The 20,430-nt window shown below is 38.7% G+C and carries 20 protein-coding genes; 19 read left to right on the top strand and 1 reads right to left on the bottom strand.

Features of this window, described 5'->3' with window-relative positions:
• Positions 1-16: 16 nt before the first annotated feature.
• The 17 genes from WDB87_RS12470 (at position 17) to WDB87_RS12550 (ending at position 15,785) form a co-directional block, all read left to right on the top strand.
• The gene (locus WDB87_RS12470; RefSeq protein WP_286247909.1) at positions 17-259 is read left to right on the top strand and encodes an acyl carrier protein; all 243 of its coding nucleotides are present in this window, start codon (positions 17-19) and stop codon (positions 257-259) included.
• Positions 260-294: 35 nt separating this feature from the next.
• Positions 295-831: a hypothetical protein gene (locus WDB87_RS12475; RefSeq protein ID WP_286247911.1), complete on the top strand. Its 537-nt coding sequence runs from the start codon at positions 295-297 to the stop codon at positions 829-831.
• A complete protein-coding gene (locus WDB87_RS12480; RefSeq protein ID WP_286247914.1) occupies positions 818-2,188 on the top strand; it encodes an AMP-binding protein in 1,371 nt (456 codons plus the stop codon). The genes WDB87_RS12475 and WDB87_RS12480 overlap by 14 nt, the downstream gene beginning before the upstream one ends.
• Positions 2,172-2,537 (top strand): ApeI family dehydratase, encoded by a 366-nt coding sequence (locus tag WDB87_RS12485; RefSeq protein ID WP_029771994.1) that lies wholly within the window; start codon positions 2,172-2,174, stop codon positions 2,535-2,537. The genes WDB87_RS12480 and WDB87_RS12485 overlap by 17 nt, the downstream gene beginning before the upstream one ends.
• Complete coding sequence (locus tag WDB87_RS12490) at positions 2,530-3,279, top strand: glycosyltransferase family 2 protein (RefSeq protein ID WP_286247917.1); 750 nt, start codon at positions 2,530-2,532, stop codon at positions 3,277-3,279. The genes WDB87_RS12485 and WDB87_RS12490 overlap by 8 nt, the downstream gene beginning before the upstream one ends.
• The gene (locus tag WDB87_RS12495) at positions 3,269-4,228 is read left to right on the top strand and encodes an LpxL/LpxP family acyltransferase (protein ID WP_286247919.1); all 960 of its coding nucleotides are present in this window, start codon (positions 3,269-3,271) and stop codon (positions 4,226-4,228) included. Before WDB87_RS12490 ends, WDB87_RS12495 begins: the two co-directional genes overlap by 11 nt.
• Entirely contained in the window at positions 4,212-5,774 is a 1,563-nt protein-coding gene (locus WDB87_RS12500; RefSeq protein ID WP_374761408.1) for an HAL/PAL/TAL family ammonia-lyase, read from the top strand. Before WDB87_RS12495 ends, WDB87_RS12500 begins: the two co-directional genes overlap by 17 nt.
• The gene (locus WDB87_RS12505; RefSeq protein WP_286247925.1) at positions 5,767-6,195 is read left to right on the top strand and encodes an acyl-CoA thioesterase; all 429 of its coding nucleotides are present in this window, start codon (positions 5,767-5,769) and stop codon (positions 6,193-6,195) included. The genes WDB87_RS12500 and WDB87_RS12505 overlap by 8 nt, the downstream gene beginning before the upstream one ends.
• Before the next feature lie 14 nt (positions 6,196-6,209).
• Positions 6,210-6,731: an outer membrane lipoprotein carrier protein LolA gene (locus tag WDB87_RS12510; protein ID WP_286247928.1), complete on the top strand. Its 522-nt coding sequence runs from the start codon at positions 6,210-6,212 to the stop codon at positions 6,729-6,731.
• Positions 6,732-6,760: 29 nt separating this feature from the next.
• Positions 6,761-9,007, top strand: coding sequence for a transporter (locus tag WDB87_RS12515; protein WP_337850025.1), 2,247 nt, complete (start codon positions 6,761-6,763; stop codon positions 9,005-9,007).
• A gap of 4 nt (positions 9,008-9,011) precedes the next feature.
• A complete protein-coding gene (locus WDB87_RS12520) occupies positions 9,012-10,250 on the top strand; it encodes an NAD(P)/FAD-dependent oxidoreductase (protein ID WP_286247931.1) in 1,239 nt (412 codons plus the stop codon).
• Positions 10,238-10,828 (top strand): DUF3261 domain-containing protein, encoded by a 591-nt coding sequence (locus tag WDB87_RS12525; protein ID WP_286247932.1) that lies wholly within the window; start codon positions 10,238-10,240, stop codon positions 10,826-10,828. Before WDB87_RS12520 ends, WDB87_RS12525 begins: the two co-directional genes overlap by 13 nt.
• On the top strand, positions 10,825-11,994 hold the full coding sequence (locus WDB87_RS12530) for a beta-ketoacyl-ACP synthase (protein WP_286247934.1): 1,170 nt from the start codon (positions 10,825-10,827) through the stop codon (positions 11,992-11,994). The genes WDB87_RS12525 and WDB87_RS12530 overlap by 4 nt, the downstream gene beginning before the upstream one ends.
• Entirely contained in the window at positions 11,987-12,442 is a 456-nt protein-coding gene (locus tag WDB87_RS12535; protein WP_286247936.1) for a hotdog family protein, read from the top strand. Before WDB87_RS12530 ends, WDB87_RS12535 begins: the two co-directional genes overlap by 8 nt.
• On the top strand, positions 12,439-13,164 hold the full coding sequence (gene fabG, locus WDB87_RS12540; protein ID WP_337850026.1) for a 3-oxoacyl-ACP reductase FabG: 726 nt from the start codon (positions 12,439-12,441) through the stop codon (positions 13,162-13,164). Before WDB87_RS12535 ends, fabG begins: the two co-directional genes overlap by 4 nt.
• Positions 13,164-14,393, top strand: a complete 1,230-nt coding sequence (locus tag WDB87_RS12545; protein WP_286247941.1) for a beta-ketoacyl-ACP synthase — start codon at positions 13,164-13,166, stop codon at positions 14,391-14,393. The genes fabG and WDB87_RS12545 overlap by 1 nt, the downstream gene beginning before the upstream one ends.
• Positions 14,394-14,483: 90 nt before the next feature.
• Positions 14,484-15,785 (top strand): DEAD/DEAH box helicase, encoded by a 1,302-nt coding sequence (locus tag WDB87_RS12550; RefSeq protein ID WP_286247943.1) that lies wholly within the window; start codon positions 14,484-14,486, stop codon positions 15,783-15,785.
• A gap of 129 nt (positions 15,786-15,914) precedes the next feature.
• Here the strand turns inward: WDB87_RS12550 and WDB87_RS12555 are convergent, their stop codons facing one another.
• Complete coding sequence (locus WDB87_RS12555) at positions 15,915-17,522, bottom strand: NAD(P)/FAD-dependent oxidoreductase (RefSeq protein WP_337850027.1); 1,608 nt, start codon at positions 17,520-17,522, stop codon at positions 15,915-15,917.
• A 192-nt stretch (positions 17,523-17,714) separates the two neighbouring features.
• Here WDB87_RS12555 and fdxA point away from each other — a divergent pair, with 192 nt between their 5' ends.
• Positions 17,715-18,038: a ferredoxin FdxA gene (gene fdxA / locus WDB87_RS12560; RefSeq protein WP_055019086.1), complete on the top strand. Its 324-nt coding sequence runs from the start codon at positions 17,715-17,717 to the stop codon at positions 18,036-18,038.
• A gap of 140 nt (positions 18,039-18,178) precedes the next feature.
• Entirely contained in the window at positions 18,179-20,425 is a 2,247-nt protein-coding gene (locus WDB87_RS12565; RefSeq protein ID WP_337850028.1) for a carbohydrate binding family 9 domain-containing protein, read from the top strand.
• The last annotated feature ends 5 nt before the right edge of the window (positions 20,426-20,430 follow it).

Below are 20,430 nucleotides of genomic sequence, written 5' to 3' on the forward strand. Positions count from 1 at the left end.
CACACTAGGAATAATAATGAAAACCGCTGCTGAAATTTATGATGTATTACACGGCATTTTAGAAAATGAATTTGAAATAGATGCTGAAGATATCTCTTTAGAAGCTAACCTGTACGAAGATTTAGACTTAGACAGTATCGACGCTGTAGATTTAGTTGTTAAGTTACGTGAAATTACAGGTAAGAAAATTGAGCCTGACGCATTTAAACAAGTTCGCTCTGTGCAAGATGTTGTATCTGAGATAGAAAAGCTCGTTTAATAAGCATGTTTAAGGCATTTTTAACAGCGTTAATAATGATTTTTTTAACCTGTTACCCTGTCATTGTTTATATAGGGCTGACACGTTTCAACAGTTATTTACTCACTGTGATTTTATTAACACTGTTAATAATAAGGCTTTGGTTAAGCAAACCTCTATTAGCTAAAATGCCATGGATAAAGCCAGCCTCATTACTTGGAATTTTAGCTATTGGCTTATCAAAAACTATGGGCAGTGATTTTGGTATTCGGCTTTATCCGGTTATTGTAAATTCTGTTATGTTTTTTGTTTTTGCTTACTCGCTTTATAAAGGTCCAAGTGTCATAGAAACGTTTGCGCGTATTACTGAACCAAAGCTTGATAAAAGAGCTATTTCGTACACTAAAAATGTAACAAAAATATGGTGCATTTTTTTTGTTTTTAACGCCAGTATAGCGTTATACACTAGTGTGTTTACAAGTCTTGATGTGTGGGCATTTTATAACGGTTTTATTGCATACATTATTATGGGGGTTTTATTTGCAGTGGAGTGGTTAGTAAGGAAAAAAGTAAAAAGGAATGCAGGTGTTTAATTCTTTAGATAATGCAAGCATAAATATTCGATTTAATCATAACGGCTCAGCGTTATCTGAGCGTCAATTTGTTAATGATATTAATCAAGTTTTGGCTAAAATTCCGCAATTGCCTACTAAAGCATCGGCAGTGCTTTTTAACATTAATAGTTATGATTTTGCTGTAAACCTTTTTGCATTGGCGCATAAAGGCTGGACTATAATTTTACCGCCTAATGGTCAAAGCGAAACACTCAATGCGCTTTTGGAGCAAACCCCTTACTATTTGGGCGATAGTGATTTAGTAGAACATGCGACTACGCCATTTGAAAATATTGGTAACTTAACAACTACACCTAACTACACACCGCTTAATAAAATTGCTTGGCCGAGTGAAGGTAACCTTGTTTTTTATACTTCTGGCTCTTCAGGTCAAGCTAAGCCTATTTTTAAATCGTGGCGAGTGCTTAATAAAGAGATAAAAACGCTCAATAGCACGTTTGCTTTAAAATGTAACCCTGTATTTATTGCTAGTGTTTCGCATCAGCATATTTACGGTTTGTTATTTAGAGTGTTATGGCCGCTTAGCAATAACCATATAATTGATACAGACTTGCTTAACTACCCCGAGCATATTGCTACTAAACTTAAAACAATTACACAGGCCGTGTTTATATCCAGTCCGGCACAGCTAAAGCGGCTGCATCAAGATAACGTTTTAATAGAAGAAAAGTCACATTTACAGTGGATTTTTTCATCCGGTGGGCCGCTTCAAAATGAAGACGCTGTTACTTTAAATAAACAGCTAAATAAACCCATTACTCAAGTATTTGGCAGCACCGAAACTGGCGGAATTGCATATCGTCAGGTTGTGTCTTTAAAGAACGTTAGTCATTGGCAGCCATTTTTAGGGATCACATTACACAGTACCTCTGAACAACGATTAGTGTTGAATTCGCCTTTAGTTGAGCAAACAAACTATTTATTAGATGACCGAGGTACTTTATTTCAAAATGGCCAATTTGAATTACTAGGTCGTTTTGACCGTATTATAAAGCTTGAAGAAAAACGCTTAAGCCTTGACGAACTAGAGCTACATTTATGCAAAAGTGAGTGGGTACAGGAGGCTAAAGTAATAACGCTAAATGGGAAACGTTTAGTATTAGGCGCTGTTATAGTGCTTACACATAAAGGACAAGCATATTTAAACGCCAATGGAAAGTTAGCAACTAATACGCTTTTAAAAACACATACATTGAATCGTTTTGAAGGGATCTGCACGCCTAAAAAATGGCGTTTTATAAATCAATTACCCTACAACACGCAGGCTAAAATAAATTTAAAAGTATTGGAGTCTCTTTTTGTCAAAGCTGATTAACACAAAGCCTGAACTTGTTAACTGTGTATCGTCAACACAGAGCCATTGCCTAACGCTTTTTATACCGCCAAGTTTAGATTATTTTAAAGGTCACTTTAGTCAAGGTCCTATTTTAGCAGGTGTAGTGCAGCTCGATTGGGCCGTAGATGCCGTGCGAAAATACTTTAATGTTAAACGTGAAGTAAAAGATATTGAAGTGCTTAAGTTTCAGGTTGTTATTACCCCTGGTCTAACAATTAAATTAACGGTAGAAGAAAAGCCTGGCGGTAAGTATGGCTTTTCGTATCAATCAGATAAAGGGCAACACGCCTCTGGGCGTATAGTGTTTAAAAGTGATACAGATGAATAATTTTTGTATTGTTATACCTAATTTTAATCATGTAAGTGTTATTGATGAAGTACTTGCAACGTTAACTGAGTATACGCTGCCAATAATAATGGTTGATGATGCCAGTAGTGTGCAGGCTAAATCTCTTTTTGCTACTCTTGAGAAAAAATATGCTCACCTCACTCTTATATCGCATGAGCACAACGAAGGTAAAGGCGGTGCGGTACAGACAGGATTGCGCTGCGCGTATGAGCAAGGTTATAGCCATGCAATACAAGTAGATGCAGATGGGCAACATAATTTATCAGATATCAAAAAGTTGATTGAGCTTTCAAATACACATCCACAGGCATTAGTTAGTTGTTGCCCAGTGTATGATGAATCGGTCCCTAAGCACCGCTACTTAGCACGTTATTTAACCCATGTGTGGGTATGGATAGAAACGCTCAGTTTTAAAATTGTGGACTCAATGTGTGGTTTTAGAGTCTACCCCTTAAATGTGACTAATAAGCTTATAAGTGAGGTTAAGCTCGGTAAGCGTATGGACTTTGATCCTGAAATACTGGTTAGGCTATATTGGCGCAACGTTCCATTTGTTTTTTTACCAAGCCAGGTTATTTACCCAGAAAATGGCTTGTCACACTTTCAGCCACTTCAAGATAATGTGCGTATTTCGTGGTTACATACGCGTTTATTTTTTGGCATGCTGCTTCGTTCACCTGTTTTACTATGGCATAAATATAAGAGACGTTATGACCGTTAAACATTGGTCTAAAATGCAAGAGCGAGGTAACTTTTTAGGTATACAAATATTACTATTTGCCTATAAAGTATTTGGTCGTAAAGGGCTTTGGGTTATTTTGTTCCCGGTTGTTTGCTATTTGTTTATAACTGGTAAAGTTGCACGCGCGGCTTCTAAGCAGTTTTTAACTCAAGTTAACAAACACAATAATTTGGCATGCAAAGTAACTTTTAAACAACAGCTTATGCATTTTTGTAGTTTTGCCGATAGCGCCCTTGATAAAATTGATGGTTGGCTTGGTCGAATTTCAAAAAAGGATATCCAATATACTAATGAACAGCTGTTTATTGATTTAAATGAGCAACAGCAAGGGGCCATTTTTATTGGCTCTCACTTGGGTAACCTTGAGGTATGTAGAGCACTGAGCCAGCATCGCAGCAGTAAAAAAATTAATGTGCTTGTATTTACTCATCACGCTGTTGAATTTAATAAAATGCTTAAAAAAATTAACCCTGCGGTGTCGGTTAACTTAATTCAAGTGAGCGATATGGGGCCTGATCTAGCTATTTTATTAAAAGATAAAGTAGAGCAGGGTGAAATAGTCGTTATTGTTGGTGATAGAACAAGCGCTACCACGGGTGAGCGATCAACACGTGTTGAGTTTTTAGGTAAGCCTGCATATTTTTCTCAAGGGCCTTTTATATTAGCTGCATTATTAGATTGCCCCGTTTACTTTTTATTTTGCTTAAAAGATAAAAAAACAAAAAAGTATCATGTGATTTTTGAACATTATAGCCAAACATTAAAAATACCCCGCTCACAAAGGCAAGGTCTATTAACCACTGTAATTACAGATTTTTCTGCACGTTTAGGCTTTTATGCCGCGCGATATCCTTATCAGTGGTTTAATTTTTATGATTTTTGGCAAAACGATCAGCAAGTAGAACGCAGCAATGCAAAGGAGAACTAGAGTGTCAGCTCAGGAAGTACAGCTTTTTGGAAACCAACAACTTTCTATTGAAGATATTGTTAATATTGCACATCAAAATACTCAGGTGCAATTAAGTGGCTGCGAGCAATTTAGCGCAAAAATTGATAGCGCGCTTAGCTTTTTAGACTCTCTACTCAAAGAGGATGGTGTGATTTATGGGGTAACTACAGGCTATGGTGACTCAGTCACGGTTCCTGTGCCACTTAACTTAGTTGATGAGCTGCCATTACATTTAACGCGTTTTCATGGGTGTGGACTAGGCGATGTGTTTAATAAAGTACAAGGGCGTGCAATTTTAGCTACGCGCTTAGCATCACTTTCACAAGGCTATTCTGGCGTAAGCTGGGAAATGCTTAATCTTCTCAAAGACTATTTAAACCTTGATATAGTGCCTGTTATTCCTCAAGAAGGGTCGGTAGGCGCTAGCGGTGATTTAACGCCACTATCGTATGTAGCGGGTGCTATGGTTGGTGAACGTGATGTTTTTTACAAAGATAAAATACTTAACAGCGCACAGGTAATGCAAGCGGCTGGTTTAAAGCCTTTAACGCTTCGCCCAAAAGAGGGGCTTGCAGTTATGAATGGTACAGCTGTGATGACCGCGCTTGCGTGTTTAGCGTTTGATAGAGCCAATTACTTAGCAAAACTTGCAAGTAGGATTACTGCATTGTCTAGCCTTGCTCTCAAAGGTAATAGTCATCACTTTGATGAAATTTTATTCTCCGTTAAGCCTCATCCAGGACAACAACAAGTTGCTAAATGGATAAGAGATGATTTAAACCATCATGACCATCCTCGTAACGCTGATAGACTGCAAGATAGGTACTCGATTCGCTGTGCACCGCATGTTATTGGTGTATTGCAAGATAGTTTGCCATTTTTCAGGCAGATGATAGAAAACGAGCTTAATTCTGCAAACGATAATCCCATTATTGATGGCGAAGGTGAGCATGTACTTCATGGGGGGCATTTTTATGGCGGTCACATTGCAATGACTATGGATAGTATGAAAACGGCAATTGCGAATTTAGCCGATTTAGCTGATAGGCAAATTGCTTCATTGGTCGATACTAAATTTAATAATGGCTTACCTTCAAATTTATCAGACAGTGAGGCTGAACGTCGTTACATAAATCATGGCTTTAAAGCCGTGCAAATAGGCGCCAGTGCCTATACTGCTGAAGCGCTTAAACTAACGATGCCTGCAAGTGTATTTTCTCGCTCCACTGAGTGCCATAATCAAGATAAAGTAAGTATGGGGACTATTGCAGCTCGTGATTGTTTACGTATTTTGCAGCTTACAGAGCAGGTTATTGCAAGTACGTTACTTGCAAGTATTCAAGCGGTGAGGCTGCGTATTAAACAAGGCGAACTTGAATTTTCAAGTTTAACTGCAGATATGCAAGCTATGTATACTGACATAACCCATTATTTCGAAAACCTAACTGAAGATAGGCCAATGGAAGCGGTACTTAGACAAACCATTAGTTATATTCAAGAAAAACGCTGGGCTTTATATGAATAGTAAAGGCGCTTTGCTAACACATGAAGTGGAAATTGAAATTCCATTTCATGACTGCGACCCGATGAATGTGGTATGGCATGGTAATTACCCTCGCTACTTAGAGGTGGCTCGCTGTGAGTTACTACGATTATTTGACTACGACTATCCTCAAATGATGGAGTCGGGCTATGCGTGGCCAATAGTGGATATGCAAATTAAATACGTGGCATCTGCTGTATTTACACAAAAAATAAAAGTGGTTGCGTATTTAAAAGAGTTTGAAAATCGATTAAAAATTGATTATGTAATTACAGATGCCTTAACTAATAAGCGAATTACTAAGGCTACTACCACTCAAGTTGCTGTCGAAATAACAAGTAAAGAAATGCAGTTTGCCTCACCGGCAGTGATAATTAGTAAGCTCGCGAAAGTACTTAGCTAATATTGGATGATGCTATGAATTATTTAAAAAATTGTGTGTTTGTTAGTTGTTTTTATTTTGTTTTTTTTAGTACAAGCTTATTAGCTACACCGTCTGTATCGGGTGAGTTTAAACAATTAAAGTATTTTTCCGGCTTCTCTAAACCATTCATCTCCAAAGGGGAGTTTACACTTGAGGGTGAAAAGCTGCTTTGGCATGTAAAAACACCGGCGCAAAGTACATTGCTAATAGAGGATGGCCAGGTATTTGTTAAGAACAAAGGGGGTGAGCTTACTCATCAACCAGGTAGTGAACAGTTTGTAGGTTTACTAACTGATTTACTTGCACTAAATATGGAAGCCTTGCGTACGCGTTTTGATGTATCAAATCAAGGGGATTGTTTATTATTAAAGCCAAAAGATGCAATGTTAAAACAGTTGTTTAGTCATTTTATACTCTGTGAAAATAATGAGCGTGTAGAAAGTGTAACCCTAAATGAACACTCAGGTAGCAGTACCCAAATAGATTTTTCGTATGCAAATACGTCTAATAATTGAAATATGTAAGTAACCAGTAGAAGGGTGATGTGATTAAACGCTTAAGTGTACTTTTTATATGGTTTAGCTTATTAGCAACTTTGCTTTGTACGGCTTTGTATATTACTAAGCCTGAACTAAATGCTGATATGTTTAGTTTATTACCAAAATCACATTCTAAATTAGCTTATGGCGAAGAGGCGTTTTTTAAACAAAACGCTAACCGGATAATGTTTTCATTCACTGGTAATGATAAAAATTTAGCGCACGATGAACTCAAATCATGGCTTTCAACACACAATATTAATAGTAGCTTTGAGCTGCCAAGTATTGAGCAATTAACAGCAGTATTTTCTCCTTATAAATATGCATTACTTAGTGACAATTATAAATATAGAATTGCTGATAAAACGCGATTTGAGTCATTCTACCTTACTCAATTAAACCAATTAGGAAACCCATTCGTAAGTGCCACGATAAAAGCTGATATCAGCTTGAGCTTAGCAGCATTCATAGGCGATAGTTTAAAGCAAAGTCAGCTTTTTTCTTTAAAAGATGGGCGGTTAACCCGCAGTTTTAACCAATTAGATTACGTCGTTTTATTAGCGACAATTCCTGATGATGGCCTCTCAATTGAAGAGTCGATTAACCTTGCTAGCAACATTAAAAACAAGGTCGAAAGCTTAAAAATTGCATTCCCTCAAACGATTATTAGTTATTCAGGAGCGCTTTTTCATACTGCAGAAAATGCTCAGCAAGCTAAATATGAAATGAGCCTATTTGGTGGGCTTAGTATTTTAGCATTACTTTTAATGGTTTTTTGGGTGTTTAGAAAAGTAAGTAGTATCTTGCTTGCAAGCTTAACTGTGCTAAGTGCACTTGCAGGTGGTGCTGTGGCTATGGTGTTTCTCTTTAATACTATCCACTTATTAACACTTGTTTTTGCAGTAACATTAATAGGTATAGCTATTGATTATGCATTTCATGCAATGGCAGATTTAGCGTATGGCAATAGTTTGTACAAAAGTGGTAGGTTAACTAAGGGCACAAAAACAGCGCTACTTTTATCTTTTATTACAACGAGCTTGGGCTATAGCTGTTTGTTAGGTGCGCCAATTTCACTTTTATCGCAAGTAGCGGTGTTTGTAATTGCTGGACTTGCGAGTGCATGGTTATTTACTTTGATAATTATACCTACCTGGCAATCTAAGCTTAAGCTCTCAGAATTTAGTTTGATTAAAAGCCAGCAACTAGTTTGTTTAATGGAGCATTTTAATCGTTATAAGCAATTAGTTTTTTTTGTATTGGGTTTAACGTTAATATTTTTATTTTATGTTAAGCCAATTACATTTAATAGCGATGTGCGTTTATTAAGTGCAAGCTCACAGCAACTAATGCTAAATGAAGAAAAACATTTAAATTTAATGGGGCAATTAAATAGCCAAATTGTATTTTTGTTTGCCCAAAATGCTGAACAATTACTGCAAAAACAAGAACTGTTAATTGATGATTTTAAAAGAGCTTATCCGGATCTTAAACACAATGGCATTAGCCGTTGGCTGCCAAGCGAAAAAGCGCAACAAAATAATTTAATTATTTTTAATCAAGCAATTAAAAAGGATGTATTTACTACTACCGAAACATATACAGGTGTAAAAGTTGAGTTAGCTAAGACAAAACTACTGAACTATGATGCTTTAATAAATAGTCATTTTTCAACTCTTTTAAGCACACAAATGTTCGTTGAACCAAATATCGCCGCTACTTGGTTTTCTGTATCTGGCATACCACAGGAAGAGGTTGCTTTGCGTGTCAGTGACTATAAAGACACATTTATATATAACAAGCCAAAGCAAATTAGTAACCTACTTGATAACTATAGCCAGTATTTATTATTTACATTGGCCATTGCCATTGCTGTTTGTTTTGTTTTATTTAGCTACAAGTTTGGCTTTCGGATTGCCAGTGTACAGGTGGTAACGATAAGTGCCAGTGTGTTGGGTATGCTTTGGGTTTGTAATATGGTGCAAGGAAGTATTTCAATTTTTAATTTGTTAGGAGGCTTACTCATTGTTGGTTTGGCGATAGATTATTTAGTCTTTTATCAAATAAACAAACTTACAGCTGTTAATGTGTTAGCGATCAGCTTGTCGGCTGCTTCTTCAATGTGTGTATTTGGCATGCTCGCCTTTTCGAATACACCCGCGATATTTAGTTTTGGCCTTACTGTTATGGTAGGGATTTTAACGGTATATTTTTTATCTCCATTAAGTGTATTAAAGTCTCAAAAGGAATAATAAGTTGAATAACTTTGAGCAGTACGATGTTGTAGTTATAGGAGCAGGGCCTTCAGGTGCTCTTGCTAGTAGCTTATTAGTGCAAAAGGGCTGGAAAGTGTTAATGCTTGAGCAGCAAGTGTTTCCTCGCTTTTCGATTGGTGAAAGTTTATTACCTCAATGCATGGAATATTTAGCAGAAGCTAAGCTAGTTAGCATAATACATGAGAACGCAGAAGAGCTCGGCTTTCAATTTAAAAATGGTGCGGCGTTTCATCGTGATGGTCAAAATACTGCTATAAATTTTACTGAAAAATTTAGCCCAGGCCCCGGTACTACGTTTCAAGTTAAAAGGGCTGATTTTGACAAGCTGCTTGCTGATAAAGCACAAGAACACGGAGTTGAAGTTCGCTATCAGCATAGTGTTATTGATTTTACTGATGAAGCGTTTGGTGCAACGTTACATGTGCAAAAAAATAATAAGCAGACATATAACGTAAAAGCTAAGTTCGTACTCGATGCGAGCGGCTTTGGCCGAGTTTTACCAAAACTTTTAAATTTAGAAAAACCTTCTACTTTTCCTGTGCGTAGTGCTTATTTTAGTCATTTTAAAGATGGGATTACTGACGAATTATTTGATAGGAATAAAATTTTAATAACCGTTCACCCTAAATTTAATGATGTGTGGTATTGGCTCATCCCCTTTAGTGATGGCACGTCCAGCATTGGGGTTGTGGCAAAGCAAGCACGGTTTAATGATGGTTGCGCAGCCGACACCTTAAAGCAGTTTATAGAGCAAGACCCTTATTTAAAAAACCTTTTAGTTAATCGCGAACCTATCACACAGGCACGAAGCATAAGTGGTTATTCAGCTAATGTAAGTACACTATACGGTAAGCACTTTGCTTTATTAGGCAATGCGGGCGAGTTTTTGGATCCGGTTTTTTCATCTGGAGTAACTATTGCACTAAAATCTGCTTATTTAATTGCCCCCCTTGTTGATGATTACTTAAAAGGAGAGGTAGTCGATTTTGAAGAATGTTATGCCAAGCCTTTACAGGCAGGGGTTGATTGTTTTAAAACCTTTGTCAAAGGTTGGTACGATAGTCGTTTTCAAGACGTTATTTTCTATTCAGAACAAAACTCGCAGGTACGTGAAATGATCAGTGCTATTTTAGCGGGTTACGCATGGGATAAAAATAACCCATTTGTAGCTCAAAGTGAGCGCCGCTTAAATGTATTAGCGCAGCTATGTCAAAATTAATCCCAGTGATTGAGGCTCATATCAGTTACTTTCTCAGATGTACTTTTATAGTTTTAGCGTGTGTTTATGTCACAGCATGTAGTAGCACGTATAAAAGCAGTGAGCGTGTTGATATTTTTGCAGCTACTACCCTTGATATTTCACATGTACCAGAGCAAATGTTTGATAAAAGTTGGCAGCATGTTTTATATATTAAAAACAACGAAAAAGAGCATACGTTATTAGCACAATTAGAAATAAACAAGCAGGGTACAATCAGTTTATTGTTAATGACTACACAAGGCTTACCTATTTTAACGCTCGAGAAATTAAATAATCAGCCACCAACAGTTTCTAAAATGATAGTAGGTGTTGATATAGACCCAGCTTATATATTGGCAGACATCGCATTAGTACATTGGCCTATATCATTTCTTAATGAGAAAATATCTGGGGCGCTTATAGAGCAGACTGGGGTACAAAGGCGTTTAGTAAAAGATAACCGCTCGGTTATTTTAATCGATTATACCGATAATAAAACGGTCCTAAATAATAGTGGACGACATTATCAAATTACATTTGAGAAGGTAAACCAGTGACTTTTTGGTTAAATGATTTAGGCATAGTAAGTGCCATGGGGATTGGCCTAAATGATACAGTTAATAGCTTAAATAACTTACAAAATAATGAGGCATCACTGCTTTTAAAAACTAAAGATTTAAGTACGGATAATCTGCCATTTTATGTTGGCCATGTTGACTCAGTTCCCCTAACTAACAAGCGCCGTATTGATACTTTAATTGATCTAGCGTTTGAGCAAATATCCCCAACACTTAAAACTTTTTCTCATATTGATAAATCGCGGGTTGCTGTTGTAATAGGTACAAGTACGTCAGGTGTGCATGATGGCGAACGAGCTCGAGCGACTCACGATAGGACAGGTGATTGGCCAAGTGATTTTTTATATGTTGATCAAGAACTTGCTACACCAGCTCACTATATAGCCCAAAAAATAGGAGCATTAGGCCCATGCTATAGCATTTCTACGGCGTGTACATCAAGTGCCAAAGCACTCATTAGCGCTAAGGCCTTACTGACTGCCGACTTAGCCGATATAGTAGTTTGTGGTGGTGTAGACAGCCTTTGTAAACTTACTATTAATGGATTTAATGCGCTAGCATCATTAAGCCCTAGCGTATGTAAGCCTTTTTGTGATTCTAGAGATGGCATTAATATAGGTGAGGGGGCTGCGTTATTTGTTATGAGTAAAGAAGCGCCAACAAATAATGGCGTTATGTTTTTAGGCGGAGGAGAAAGCTCTGATGCTCATCATATTTCGGCGCCAGATCCAAGTGGTAAAGGTGCTAAAGCGGCAATGAAAGCAGCTCTGGACGATGCTGACTTATTACCTAGTGATATTGACTATATAAATGCACACGGCACAGCAACAATTAAAAATGACGAAATGGAAGCCCTTGCAATTAATAGTGTGTTTGGCAACAATACACCGCTTAGCTCCAGTAAGTACTTAACTGGGCACACTTTAGGTGCTGCGGGCGCAATTGAAGCGGGGATCTGCTGGCTATTACTCAGAGGAAGTGGCGACATTACTTTGCCATATAATAAGTCCACAAAAACAAATAAGCTGGCTGATGTTAATATTATAAGGCATGCAAGTACGGCTAAATTAAATTACTGTTTATCAAACTCATTTGCGTTTGGTGGTAATAATGCAAGTTTAATTTTAGGTACTCATAATGAATAATTATTCTATAGAGCAAGTTGTACCTCATGATTCACCTATGATTTTAATTGATCAGCTAGTTGATTATAGTGACGAAAATGCAACCTGCTCTGTGACTATTACACCTCAAAGCCCTTTTTATAGTGAGCAAATTGAGGGAGTGCCAAGTTACATTGGTGTTGAGTATATGGCTCAGTCTATTGCGGCTTATGCGGGGGCTTTAGCTAAGGATATTAATGAAGCTGTTAAAATCGGTTTTTTAATCGGTACTCGAAAATATAAAACACATCAGGCCACATTTTACAAAAGCAGCACATTGACTATTTTTGTTCAAAAGCTTTACCAAGAAGAATCTGGATTAAGTGTGTTTGAATGCCAGATAACTGAAAATAAAAAAATACTTTGTGATGCAAAAATAAATGTATTTCAGCCAGAAAATCCGCTGAAATTTATAAGAGAAAACCAATGAAAAAAAGAATTTTAGTGACCGGTTCTAGCCGGGGTATAGGCAAGGCTATTGCACTTAAACTTGCAACTCAAGGCTATGACATTGCAGTTCATTGCAGAAATGGTTTAGAGCAAGCACAACAAACCTGTGAAGAAATACACGCACTAGGACAAAGTACAACACTATTACAGTTTGACGTATGTGATAGAGCTTCAGCAAAACAACAAATTGAACAAGATATTACAGACAACGGTGCTTACTACGGTGTTGTGTGTAACGCCGGAATTACCAACGATATGGCTTTTCCTGCAATGCAGGGTGATGATTGGGATAGCGTAATTAGGACGGGGTTAGATGGTTTTTATAATGTTGTGCACCCAACCGTCATGCCCATGGTACAAACTCGAAAAGGTGGACGCATTATTACTATGGCTTCAGTGTCGGGTATTGCGGGCAACCGAGGACAAGTAAATTACAGCGCAGCGAAAGCAGGTATTATTGGTGCAACTAAAGCACTGTCGCTTGAACTTGCTAAACGAAAAATTACAGTTAATTGCGTAGCTCCTGGATTAATTGAAACAGCAATGACTGATGATCTGCCTGTTGATGATATGATGAAAATGATTCCGCTTAAACGTATGGGTACAGTGAATGAAGTTGCTGGCACGGTTGCATTTTTAATGTCTGATGATGCTGCATACATTACTCGCCAAGTTATTTCAGTTAACGGCGGGATGGTGTAATGAAACGTGTTGTAGTTACAGGGATGTCGGTTATAACCGCATTAGGTGATGATTGGGATGAATTTAAAAGCGCATTGATTAATGGTGAAAATGCCGTTGTTACTATGAATGAGTGGGAGAAAGCTGATGGGCTTAATACGCGGCTAGCTGCCCCAATCACTCATTTTGAAAAGCCTAGCCATTATAAGCGTAAGCAAATTCGTTCAATGGGGCGAGTGGCACTGATGTCAACGCGTGCAACTGAGCGTGCGCTTGAGCAAGCTGATTTACTTGACCATAAAAGTCTTACCGATGGCTCTACCGGTGTAGCATATGGCTCATCCACCGGCTCAACTCCGCCGCTTCTCGCATTTGCCAATATGATGGAAAGTGGTTCAATGTCTGGTGTTACAGCGACCAGTTATATTCAAATGATGGCGCATACTGCGCCAGTTAACGTTGGTGTTTTTTTTGGTATAAAAGGGCGGGTAATAACCACAAGTTCGGCATGTACATCTGGCTCCCAAGGTATTGGCTACGCTTATGAGGCAATTAAGTTTGGTCGTCAAAAAGTAATGGTAGCAGGGGGAGCTGAAGAACTTTGTATTACTGAAGCGGCAGTTTTCGATACGCTTTATGCGACAAGTATTAAAAATGACACCCCTAAAAATACACCACGCCCATTTGATAAAAGCCGTGACGGTTTAGTTATTGGTGAAGGCGCCGGTACCTTAATACTTGAAGAGTATGAACATGCTAAAGCTAGAGGGGCAAATATATTAGCGGAGGTTGTTGGTTTTGGCTGTAACTCAGACGGCCAACATGTCACTCAACCATCTTCAGATACCATGCAAATTGCTATTGAAATGGCACTGCAAGATGCAAATTTAGCAGCCGACAAAATAGGTTATGTTAATGCTCATGGAACCTCAACTGATAGAGGCGATATTGCTGAATCACATGCAACATTTAACGCCTTAGGTGCCAAACCAATTAGCTCTTTAAAAAGTTATTTAGGGCATACTTTAGGCGCGTGTGGCGCAATTGAAGCATGGGCTAGTATTAATATGATGAGGGATAATTGGTTTGCGCCTACAATAAACTTAACAGAGGTAGATGCTGATTGCGCTGAACTAGATTACATTCAGTCTCAAGGCCGTGAAATTAACACCGATTATGTAATGAGTAATAATTTTGCATTTGGGGGTATTAATACTTCTTTGATTTTTAAGCGCTATAAATCAGCTTAAATTTTCTAATAATGAGGATTCACTAACTGTTTTCTCATTTTTGCTGTATAATTTGCGACCCTTGATAAATGTGGCCGCAGGTTATACAGCATGAATTTTAAATCTTTTAGTTTTTCCCCTGAACTTATTCAGGCGTTAGACGAACTTAATTACCACACCCTTACGCCCATTCAGCGTTCAGCTATTCCAGCTGTTCGTAAAGGTAAAGACGTTTTAGCAAGTGCCCAAACCGGCACGGGTAAAACGGCAGCGTTTGCTTTACCTATCATCCAAAAATTAGTTGAATCTGAGCTAAGCACAAGCAATGCTCCGCACGCGTTAGTGCTTGCGCCAACGCGTGAGCTGGCAGAGCAAATAGCAAATAACTTTAAAGCCTATGCAAAACATACTCCTTTAAAAGTAGTGAGCCTATTTGGCGGTGTTAATACCGCAGGCCAAGCAAATGCACTTAAAGACGGCGTAGATGTTGTAGTTGCAACCCCAGGGCGTTTACTTGATCATATTCGTTTAGGTAATTTAAGCCTAGCAAGTGTTAAACACTTAGTACTTGATGAAGCCGACCGTATGCTTGATATGGGCTTTATTGAAGACATGCAAAGTGTAATTAAAAGCTGTGATGAACAGCGCCAAATTTTACTTTTCTCGGCTACCTTCCCCGCAGCTATTAAGCAGTTTGCAGCAAAAGTACTAAAACAGCCTGAAATTGTTCGTGTTGATCAAACCAACAGTACAGCAAGTACGGTACAGCATGTTGTTTACCCTGTCGAAGAGCGACGTAAGCAAGAGCTACTTTCTGAGCTTATTGGTAAAAAGAACTGGCAACAGGTACTTGTGTTTGTAAACATGAAAGAAACGGCGGATGAGCTGGTTAAAGAGCTTAACCTTGATGGTATTCCTGCTACCGTATGTCATGGTGATAAATCGCAAGGTAACCGCCGACGTGCACTTCGTGAATTTAAAGAAGGCAAAGTACGTGTTTTAGTGGCTACCGAAGTTGCTGCACGTGGTATAGATATTGAAGGCTTACCACGAGTCATTAATATTGATTTACCGTGGCTTGCAGAAGATTACGTTCACCGCATTGGCCGTACAGGTCGTGCTGGCAACCAAGGCCAAGCTATTTCGTTTGTAAGCCGCGAAGAAGAAAACACCTTATTTGAAATAGAGTCGTTAATTGGCCAAAAAATCAAGCGTGTTTACTTAGAGGGCTATGAAGTAAGTAGCCGTGAAGTACTTATTGATAAAATAGGTAAAAAGCCAGCGCATTTACGTCGTAGCCGTACTAATAAGCCAACAGGCCAAGCAACAGGCGAAGCACGTGCGGTAAATCGTTCACGTATTTCAAATGTGCGTAAAAGCTTAAAAGGCGCCAAACTTACCCTTAAAAAGTAAGTTTACAAATTTTAGCACCTATAAAAAACCTGAGTTTACTCAGGTTTTTTTATGCTTTAATGTAACCCAAGGTTTAAACAAAAAAACCTCACAAAGTGAGGTTTTTCGCTGAACAACTTAAAAAGTGGTTTAAGCGTTTTCAATCATCGAAAGTGCAACGGCTTCAGCCGCTTTAATACCATCAATACCGGCAGATAAAATACCGCCTGCGTAGCCTGCGCCTTCACCCGCTGGGTATAAACCTTTAGTATTTATGCTTTGGAAGCTTCTATCGCGCTTGATACTAATAGGTGAAGATGTTCGAGTTTCTACTCCTGTTAATAAACCGTCGTTTGTAGAAAAACCACGAATTTGCTTATTAAAGGCTGGAATGGCTTCGCGTATTGCATCGATAGCAAACTGCGGAAGCACTTTTGCTAAATCGGTGAGTTTTATTCCTGGTGTAAACGACGGTTGTACATCACCTAAATCTCCCGATGCTTTTCCTTTTAAAAAGTCGCCAATTAACTGTGCTGGTGCATCGTAGTTGCTACCGCCTAATACATAGGCTTGCTCTTCTAGTTTACGTTGCAAGTCAATGCCGGCAAGCGGGTGACCAGGGAAGTCTTTTTCAGGTGTAATACCTACTACAATGGCACTATTTGCATTGCGCTCACTACGAGAGTACTGGCTCATACCGTTTGTTACTACGCGGCCTTCCTCAGAGGTGGCGGCTACAACAGTACCTCCTGGGCACATACAAAAGCTGTACACTGTGCGGCCGTTATCACAATGGTGAACAAGCTTATAATCAGCAGAGCCTAAAATGGGGTTACCCGCGTTAGGCCCAAAACGACACTCATCAATCATCGATTGCTTGTGCTCGATTCTAAAGCCAACAGAAAACGGTTTAGCCTCTACATAAATGCCTTTATCGTGAATCATTTTAAAGGTATCACGGGCGCTATGTCCCACAGCAAGTACTACATGGCGGGTATTTAGCGTTTCACCGTTTGAAAGCGTCAAACCAGTTACTTGCCCATCATCTATATGAATATCGTCTACGCGGGTACTGAAGCGGATTTCGCCACCAAGTTCAATAATACGCGCGCGCATTTTTTCAATCATGGTAACAAGTTTAAATGTACCAATGTGTGGTTTACTTACGTATAAAATTTCACTGGGTGCGCCAGCTTCTACAAATTCGGTGATAACTTTACGCCCGTAATGTTTAGGATCTTTTACTTGGCTGTATAGTTTACCGTCTGAAAATGTACCAGCGCCTCCCTCGCCAAACTGCACATTAGACTCTGTATTAAGGGTACGTTTTCGCCAAAAGCCAAAGGTGTCTTTGGTGCGTTCACGTACTTCTTTACCGCGCTCTAAAATAATAGGATTAAAACCCATTTGAGCCAGCACTAAGCCCGCAAATAATCCACACGGGCCAAAGCCAATTACTACAGGGCGCTCAGTAAGATTAGCGGGGGCGTGGGCAACAAATTTGTATGAAGTATCAGGTGCTGGTTTTACGTGCTGATCTTTTGCAAATGCGTTTAACAGCGTCTCTTCGTTATCTACTTCAATATCAAGGGTATAAATAAGCATAATAGCCGTTTTTTTACGTGCATCGTACCCACGTTTAAACACATTGTAGCTATGTAGCTGCGCTGGCTGTATTTTTAGTTTATCAACTATGGCTTGGCCTATAGCGTCTTCGTTATGATCAAGCGGCAGCTTTATTTCGGTTAAACGTATCATTATTATCTCTTTTAGGTGTCTTAGCGGTAATAGTATCCGCTCACAATAAGAAGTGTAGGGCACGTAATGGCTATACATTAAGGGCGCATATATTACGTTAAATTGACCGCAGATGGCACATATTTATTGTGTTTTTAATGGGGTTGGGTATGATCCTCGCTTTAGATAATTAATTACTAGGTTTAAACTATTATGGCGTTTGTGGTCACCGAAAACTGTATTAAGTGTAAATACACAGATTGTGTGGCGGTGTGCCCTGCAGATGCCTTTTACGAAGGCCCTAACTTTTTAGCAATAAGCCCTATTGATTGCATAGATTGTGGATTATGCGTACCAGAGTGCCCAGCTGAAGCAATTTACCAAGAAGACGAGCTGCCAGAAGACCAAAAAGAGTTTACCGAGCTTAATGCTGAGCTTGCATTGGTGTGGCCACGCATTGTTGAAGTAAAACCAGCGCCCACTGATGCCGATAGTTGGAATGGCGTGGCTGATAAGCTTAAATTAATTGAAACCTAACTTTTAAATTAAGCCTTTAATATTAATTAGTTAAAAAAGCCAATGTTTTTAGTATCAAACTATTAACAAATGTACTGACTTAAATTACACTGCATAAATAAGTTTACCTTTTAAGGGTAAACACGTCTAAATGGATGTTTATGCAGTACTTAATAATTATAAAAAAACAATGCAGTGCTTTATTTCCCTTTTTATTAGCACTTTTATTTTCCAACCACCTTTATGCCAGTGAGAAACAGCAGCATTCTCTTATACATATAAAAGCAGATATTACTGTAGATGGCGTACTAGATGAGCCCCATTGGCAAAATGCCACTTTACTCCCTATAGCATTTCAAGATGAGCCTAACGAAAAGGGCACCCCACCGGTTAAAACCGATGCTTACATGTATGAGGATGGAAGCAACTTATATGTTGCATTTGTAGCCGAAGATCCACAGCCGAGTGAAATAACAGCTTCTCTACGCGACAGAGATACGCTTTGGCAAGATGATACGGTTATTTTAATTATTGATACTTTTAACGATGAACGCTCAGCTTACGAATTTTATGTAAACCCATTGGGTGCACAAGGTGATACGCGAATGAGTGACACCGATGGCTGGCAATCAGACCCCTCTTGGGATGCAATATGGGATAGTGCAGGGCAAATTACCGACCAAGGGTATGTGGTTGAAATGCGCATACCTTTTAAAGCGCTGAGATTTCCTGAAAATCAAACAGATTTAACATGGGGCTTTGCCCTTATGCGAAATTACCAACGTGATGTACTGTATCAGCTTTCAAATATGGGGTTTGACCGAGATATCAAATGCAGTTTATGTCAGTTTGATAAATTAATTGGTTTTAAAAATATAAAAGCCAGCAAAAACCTGCAATTAACCCCCACGCTTACGGCGCTCAGAAATGACTCAAAGCCTACTTTGCCGGGGCAGTGGGATAATGGTGATATAGACACCGAAGCTGGCCTTGATTTACGTTGGGGGGTTACACAAGATGCGGTAATTAATGCCACTATAAACCCCGACTTTTCGCAAATAGAGAGTGATGCATTAGAGCTTGATGTAAACACCACGTACTCAATTTATTATGCTGAAAAAAGGCCGTTTTTTTTAGATGGCGCATCCTACTTTAAAAGCAGTTTGTTTGAACTATTGTATACCCGCACCATTGCAGAGCCTGAAATAGGGGCAAAATTAACAGGTAAAACAGGGCAACATAGCTATGCATTTATGTATGCCGATGACAATAATAGCACTATTTTATTGCCTACAAATCAAGGCTCTGGTTTTGCAATTTTAGAGGATAAAACCCACGCAGCAGCGGCACGTTATCAATACGATATTGGCCAACAAGGCACTATAGGGCTAAGTACGACCCACCGCGAAAACGATGATTACTATAATACAGTGCTTTCTGTCGATGGCAGCTACTGGTTTAATCAATCTGATCTGCTCACTTATCAAGTGGCTACAACAGATTCTAAAAACTCTGACTTTTTAACAAGTAGCTATAACTTATCTAAAACTCAATCTGATGAAGCGTACGCTTTAGAGTTTACTCGTGATAAACGTGACTACAATTTGTTTGCTAGCTACGAAAATATAGGTAAAGACTATCGCACTGACTTAGGTTATCAAGAAAAAGTAGATTATGAGAACGTAGGCTTTGGCGGAGGCCAAACCTGGTACGCAGATGAGTCTGGCTTATTAACGTCATGGTCTTATGAGGCTGATTGGGATAAAACATGGGCGCAAAATGGCGACCTACTTGAAGAAGAGTACCAAGGGTTTATAACATTAAAAGGGCAAAAGCAGTCTATTTTTGAAATTGGCTTACTGCATCGTTATGAAAACTATAATGATGCTTTTTATAACCAAAATATTGGCTTTGTTTATACGGGCTTTAAACCTAAAAATAATATATGGCTTTCGTTTTATGGCGAGTATGGCAGCCGCATTGATTACGCTAACGAGCAAATTGGCGATTCGTATGCGACGCAAACGCAAGTTACGTGGGATATAAACGATCATTGGCAAGTAGACGCTACACATAACTACAGCGTTTTAGATAACCCTCAAGGGGAGCGAGTTTATACTGCTAACTTATTAGATTTTAGGCTTTATTATAAATTTAGTATGCGCGCTATGCTCAAGCTTATATTGCAATTTGAAGACATTGATAGAAATAAAGATGCTTACTATTACCAAGTTAGTCACATTAATAAAGACTATGGCAGCCAATTAGTTTACTCGTACAAAATTAATGCTCAAACATTATTTTATTTAGGCTACTCAGATAAAAGCTATCAAGACGATTCCCTAAAACACGTTGAAAGAGATCAACGCACATTTTTTACAAAAGTGAGCTATGCATGGCAACTTTAAATAAA

The sequence above is a fragment of the Pseudoalteromonas sp. C12FD-1 genome, from assembly GCF_037414265.1.
Taxonomy (GTDB): domain Bacteria; phylum Pseudomonadota; class Gammaproteobacteria; order Enterobacterales; family Alteromonadaceae; genus Pseudoalteromonas.

Coding starts and splice junctions, on each gene's coding strand:
- WDB87_RS12470 (WP_286247909.1), top strand. CDS start 17: ATGAAAACCGCTGCTGAAATTTATGATGTATTACACGGCATTTTAGAA.
- WDB87_RS12475 (WP_286247911.1), top strand. CDS start 295: ATGATTTTTTTAACCTGTTACCCTGTCATTGTTTATATAGGGCTGACA.
- WDB87_RS12480 (WP_286247914.1), top strand. CDS start 818: ATGCAGGTGTTTAATTCTTTAGATAATGCAAGCATAAATATTCGATTT.
- WDB87_RS12490 (WP_286247917.1), top strand. CDS start 2,530: ATGAATAATTTTTGTATTGTTATACCTAATTTTAATCATGTAAGTGTT.
- WDB87_RS12495 (WP_286247919.1), top strand. CDS start 3,269: ATGACCGTTAAACATTGGTCTAAAATGCAAGAGCGAGGTAACTTTTTA.
- WDB87_RS12500 (WP_374761408.1), top strand. CDS start 4,212: ATGCAAAGGAGAACTAGAGTGTCAGCTCAGGAAGTACAGCTTTTTGGA.
- WDB87_RS12505 (WP_286247925.1), top strand. CDS start 5,767: ATGAATAGTAAAGGCGCTTTGCTAACACATGAAGTGGAAATTGAAATT.
- WDB87_RS12510 (WP_286247928.1), top strand. CDS start 6,210: ATGAATTATTTAAAAAATTGTGTGTTTGTTAGTTGTTTTTATTTTGTT.
- WDB87_RS12525 (WP_286247932.1), top strand. CDS start 10,238: ATGTCAAAATTAATCCCAGTGATTGAGGCTCATATCAGTTACTTTCTC.
- WDB87_RS12535 (WP_286247936.1), top strand. CDS start 11,987: ATGAATAATTATTCTATAGAGCAAGTTGTACCTCATGATTCACCTATG.
- fabG (WP_337850026.1), top strand. CDS start 12,439: ATGAAAAAAAGAATTTTAGTGACCGGTTCTAGCCGGGGTATAGGCAAG.
- WDB87_RS12545 (WP_286247941.1), top strand. CDS start 13,164: ATGAAACGTGTTGTAGTTACAGGGATGTCGGTTATAACCGCATTAGGT.
- WDB87_RS12550 (WP_286247943.1), top strand. CDS start 14,484: ATGAATTTTAAATCTTTTAGTTTTTCCCCTGAACTTATTCAGGCGTTA.
- WDB87_RS12555 (WP_337850027.1), bottom strand. CDS start 17,522: ATGATACGTTTAACCGAAATAAAGCTGCCGCTTGATCATAACGAAGAC.
- fdxA (WP_055019086.1), top strand. CDS start 17,715: ATGGCGTTTGTGGTCACCGAAAACTGTATTAAGTGTAAATACACAGAT.
- WDB87_RS12565 (WP_337850028.1), top strand. CDS start 18,179: ATGCAGTACTTAATAATTATAAAAAAACAATGCAGTGCTTTATTTCCC.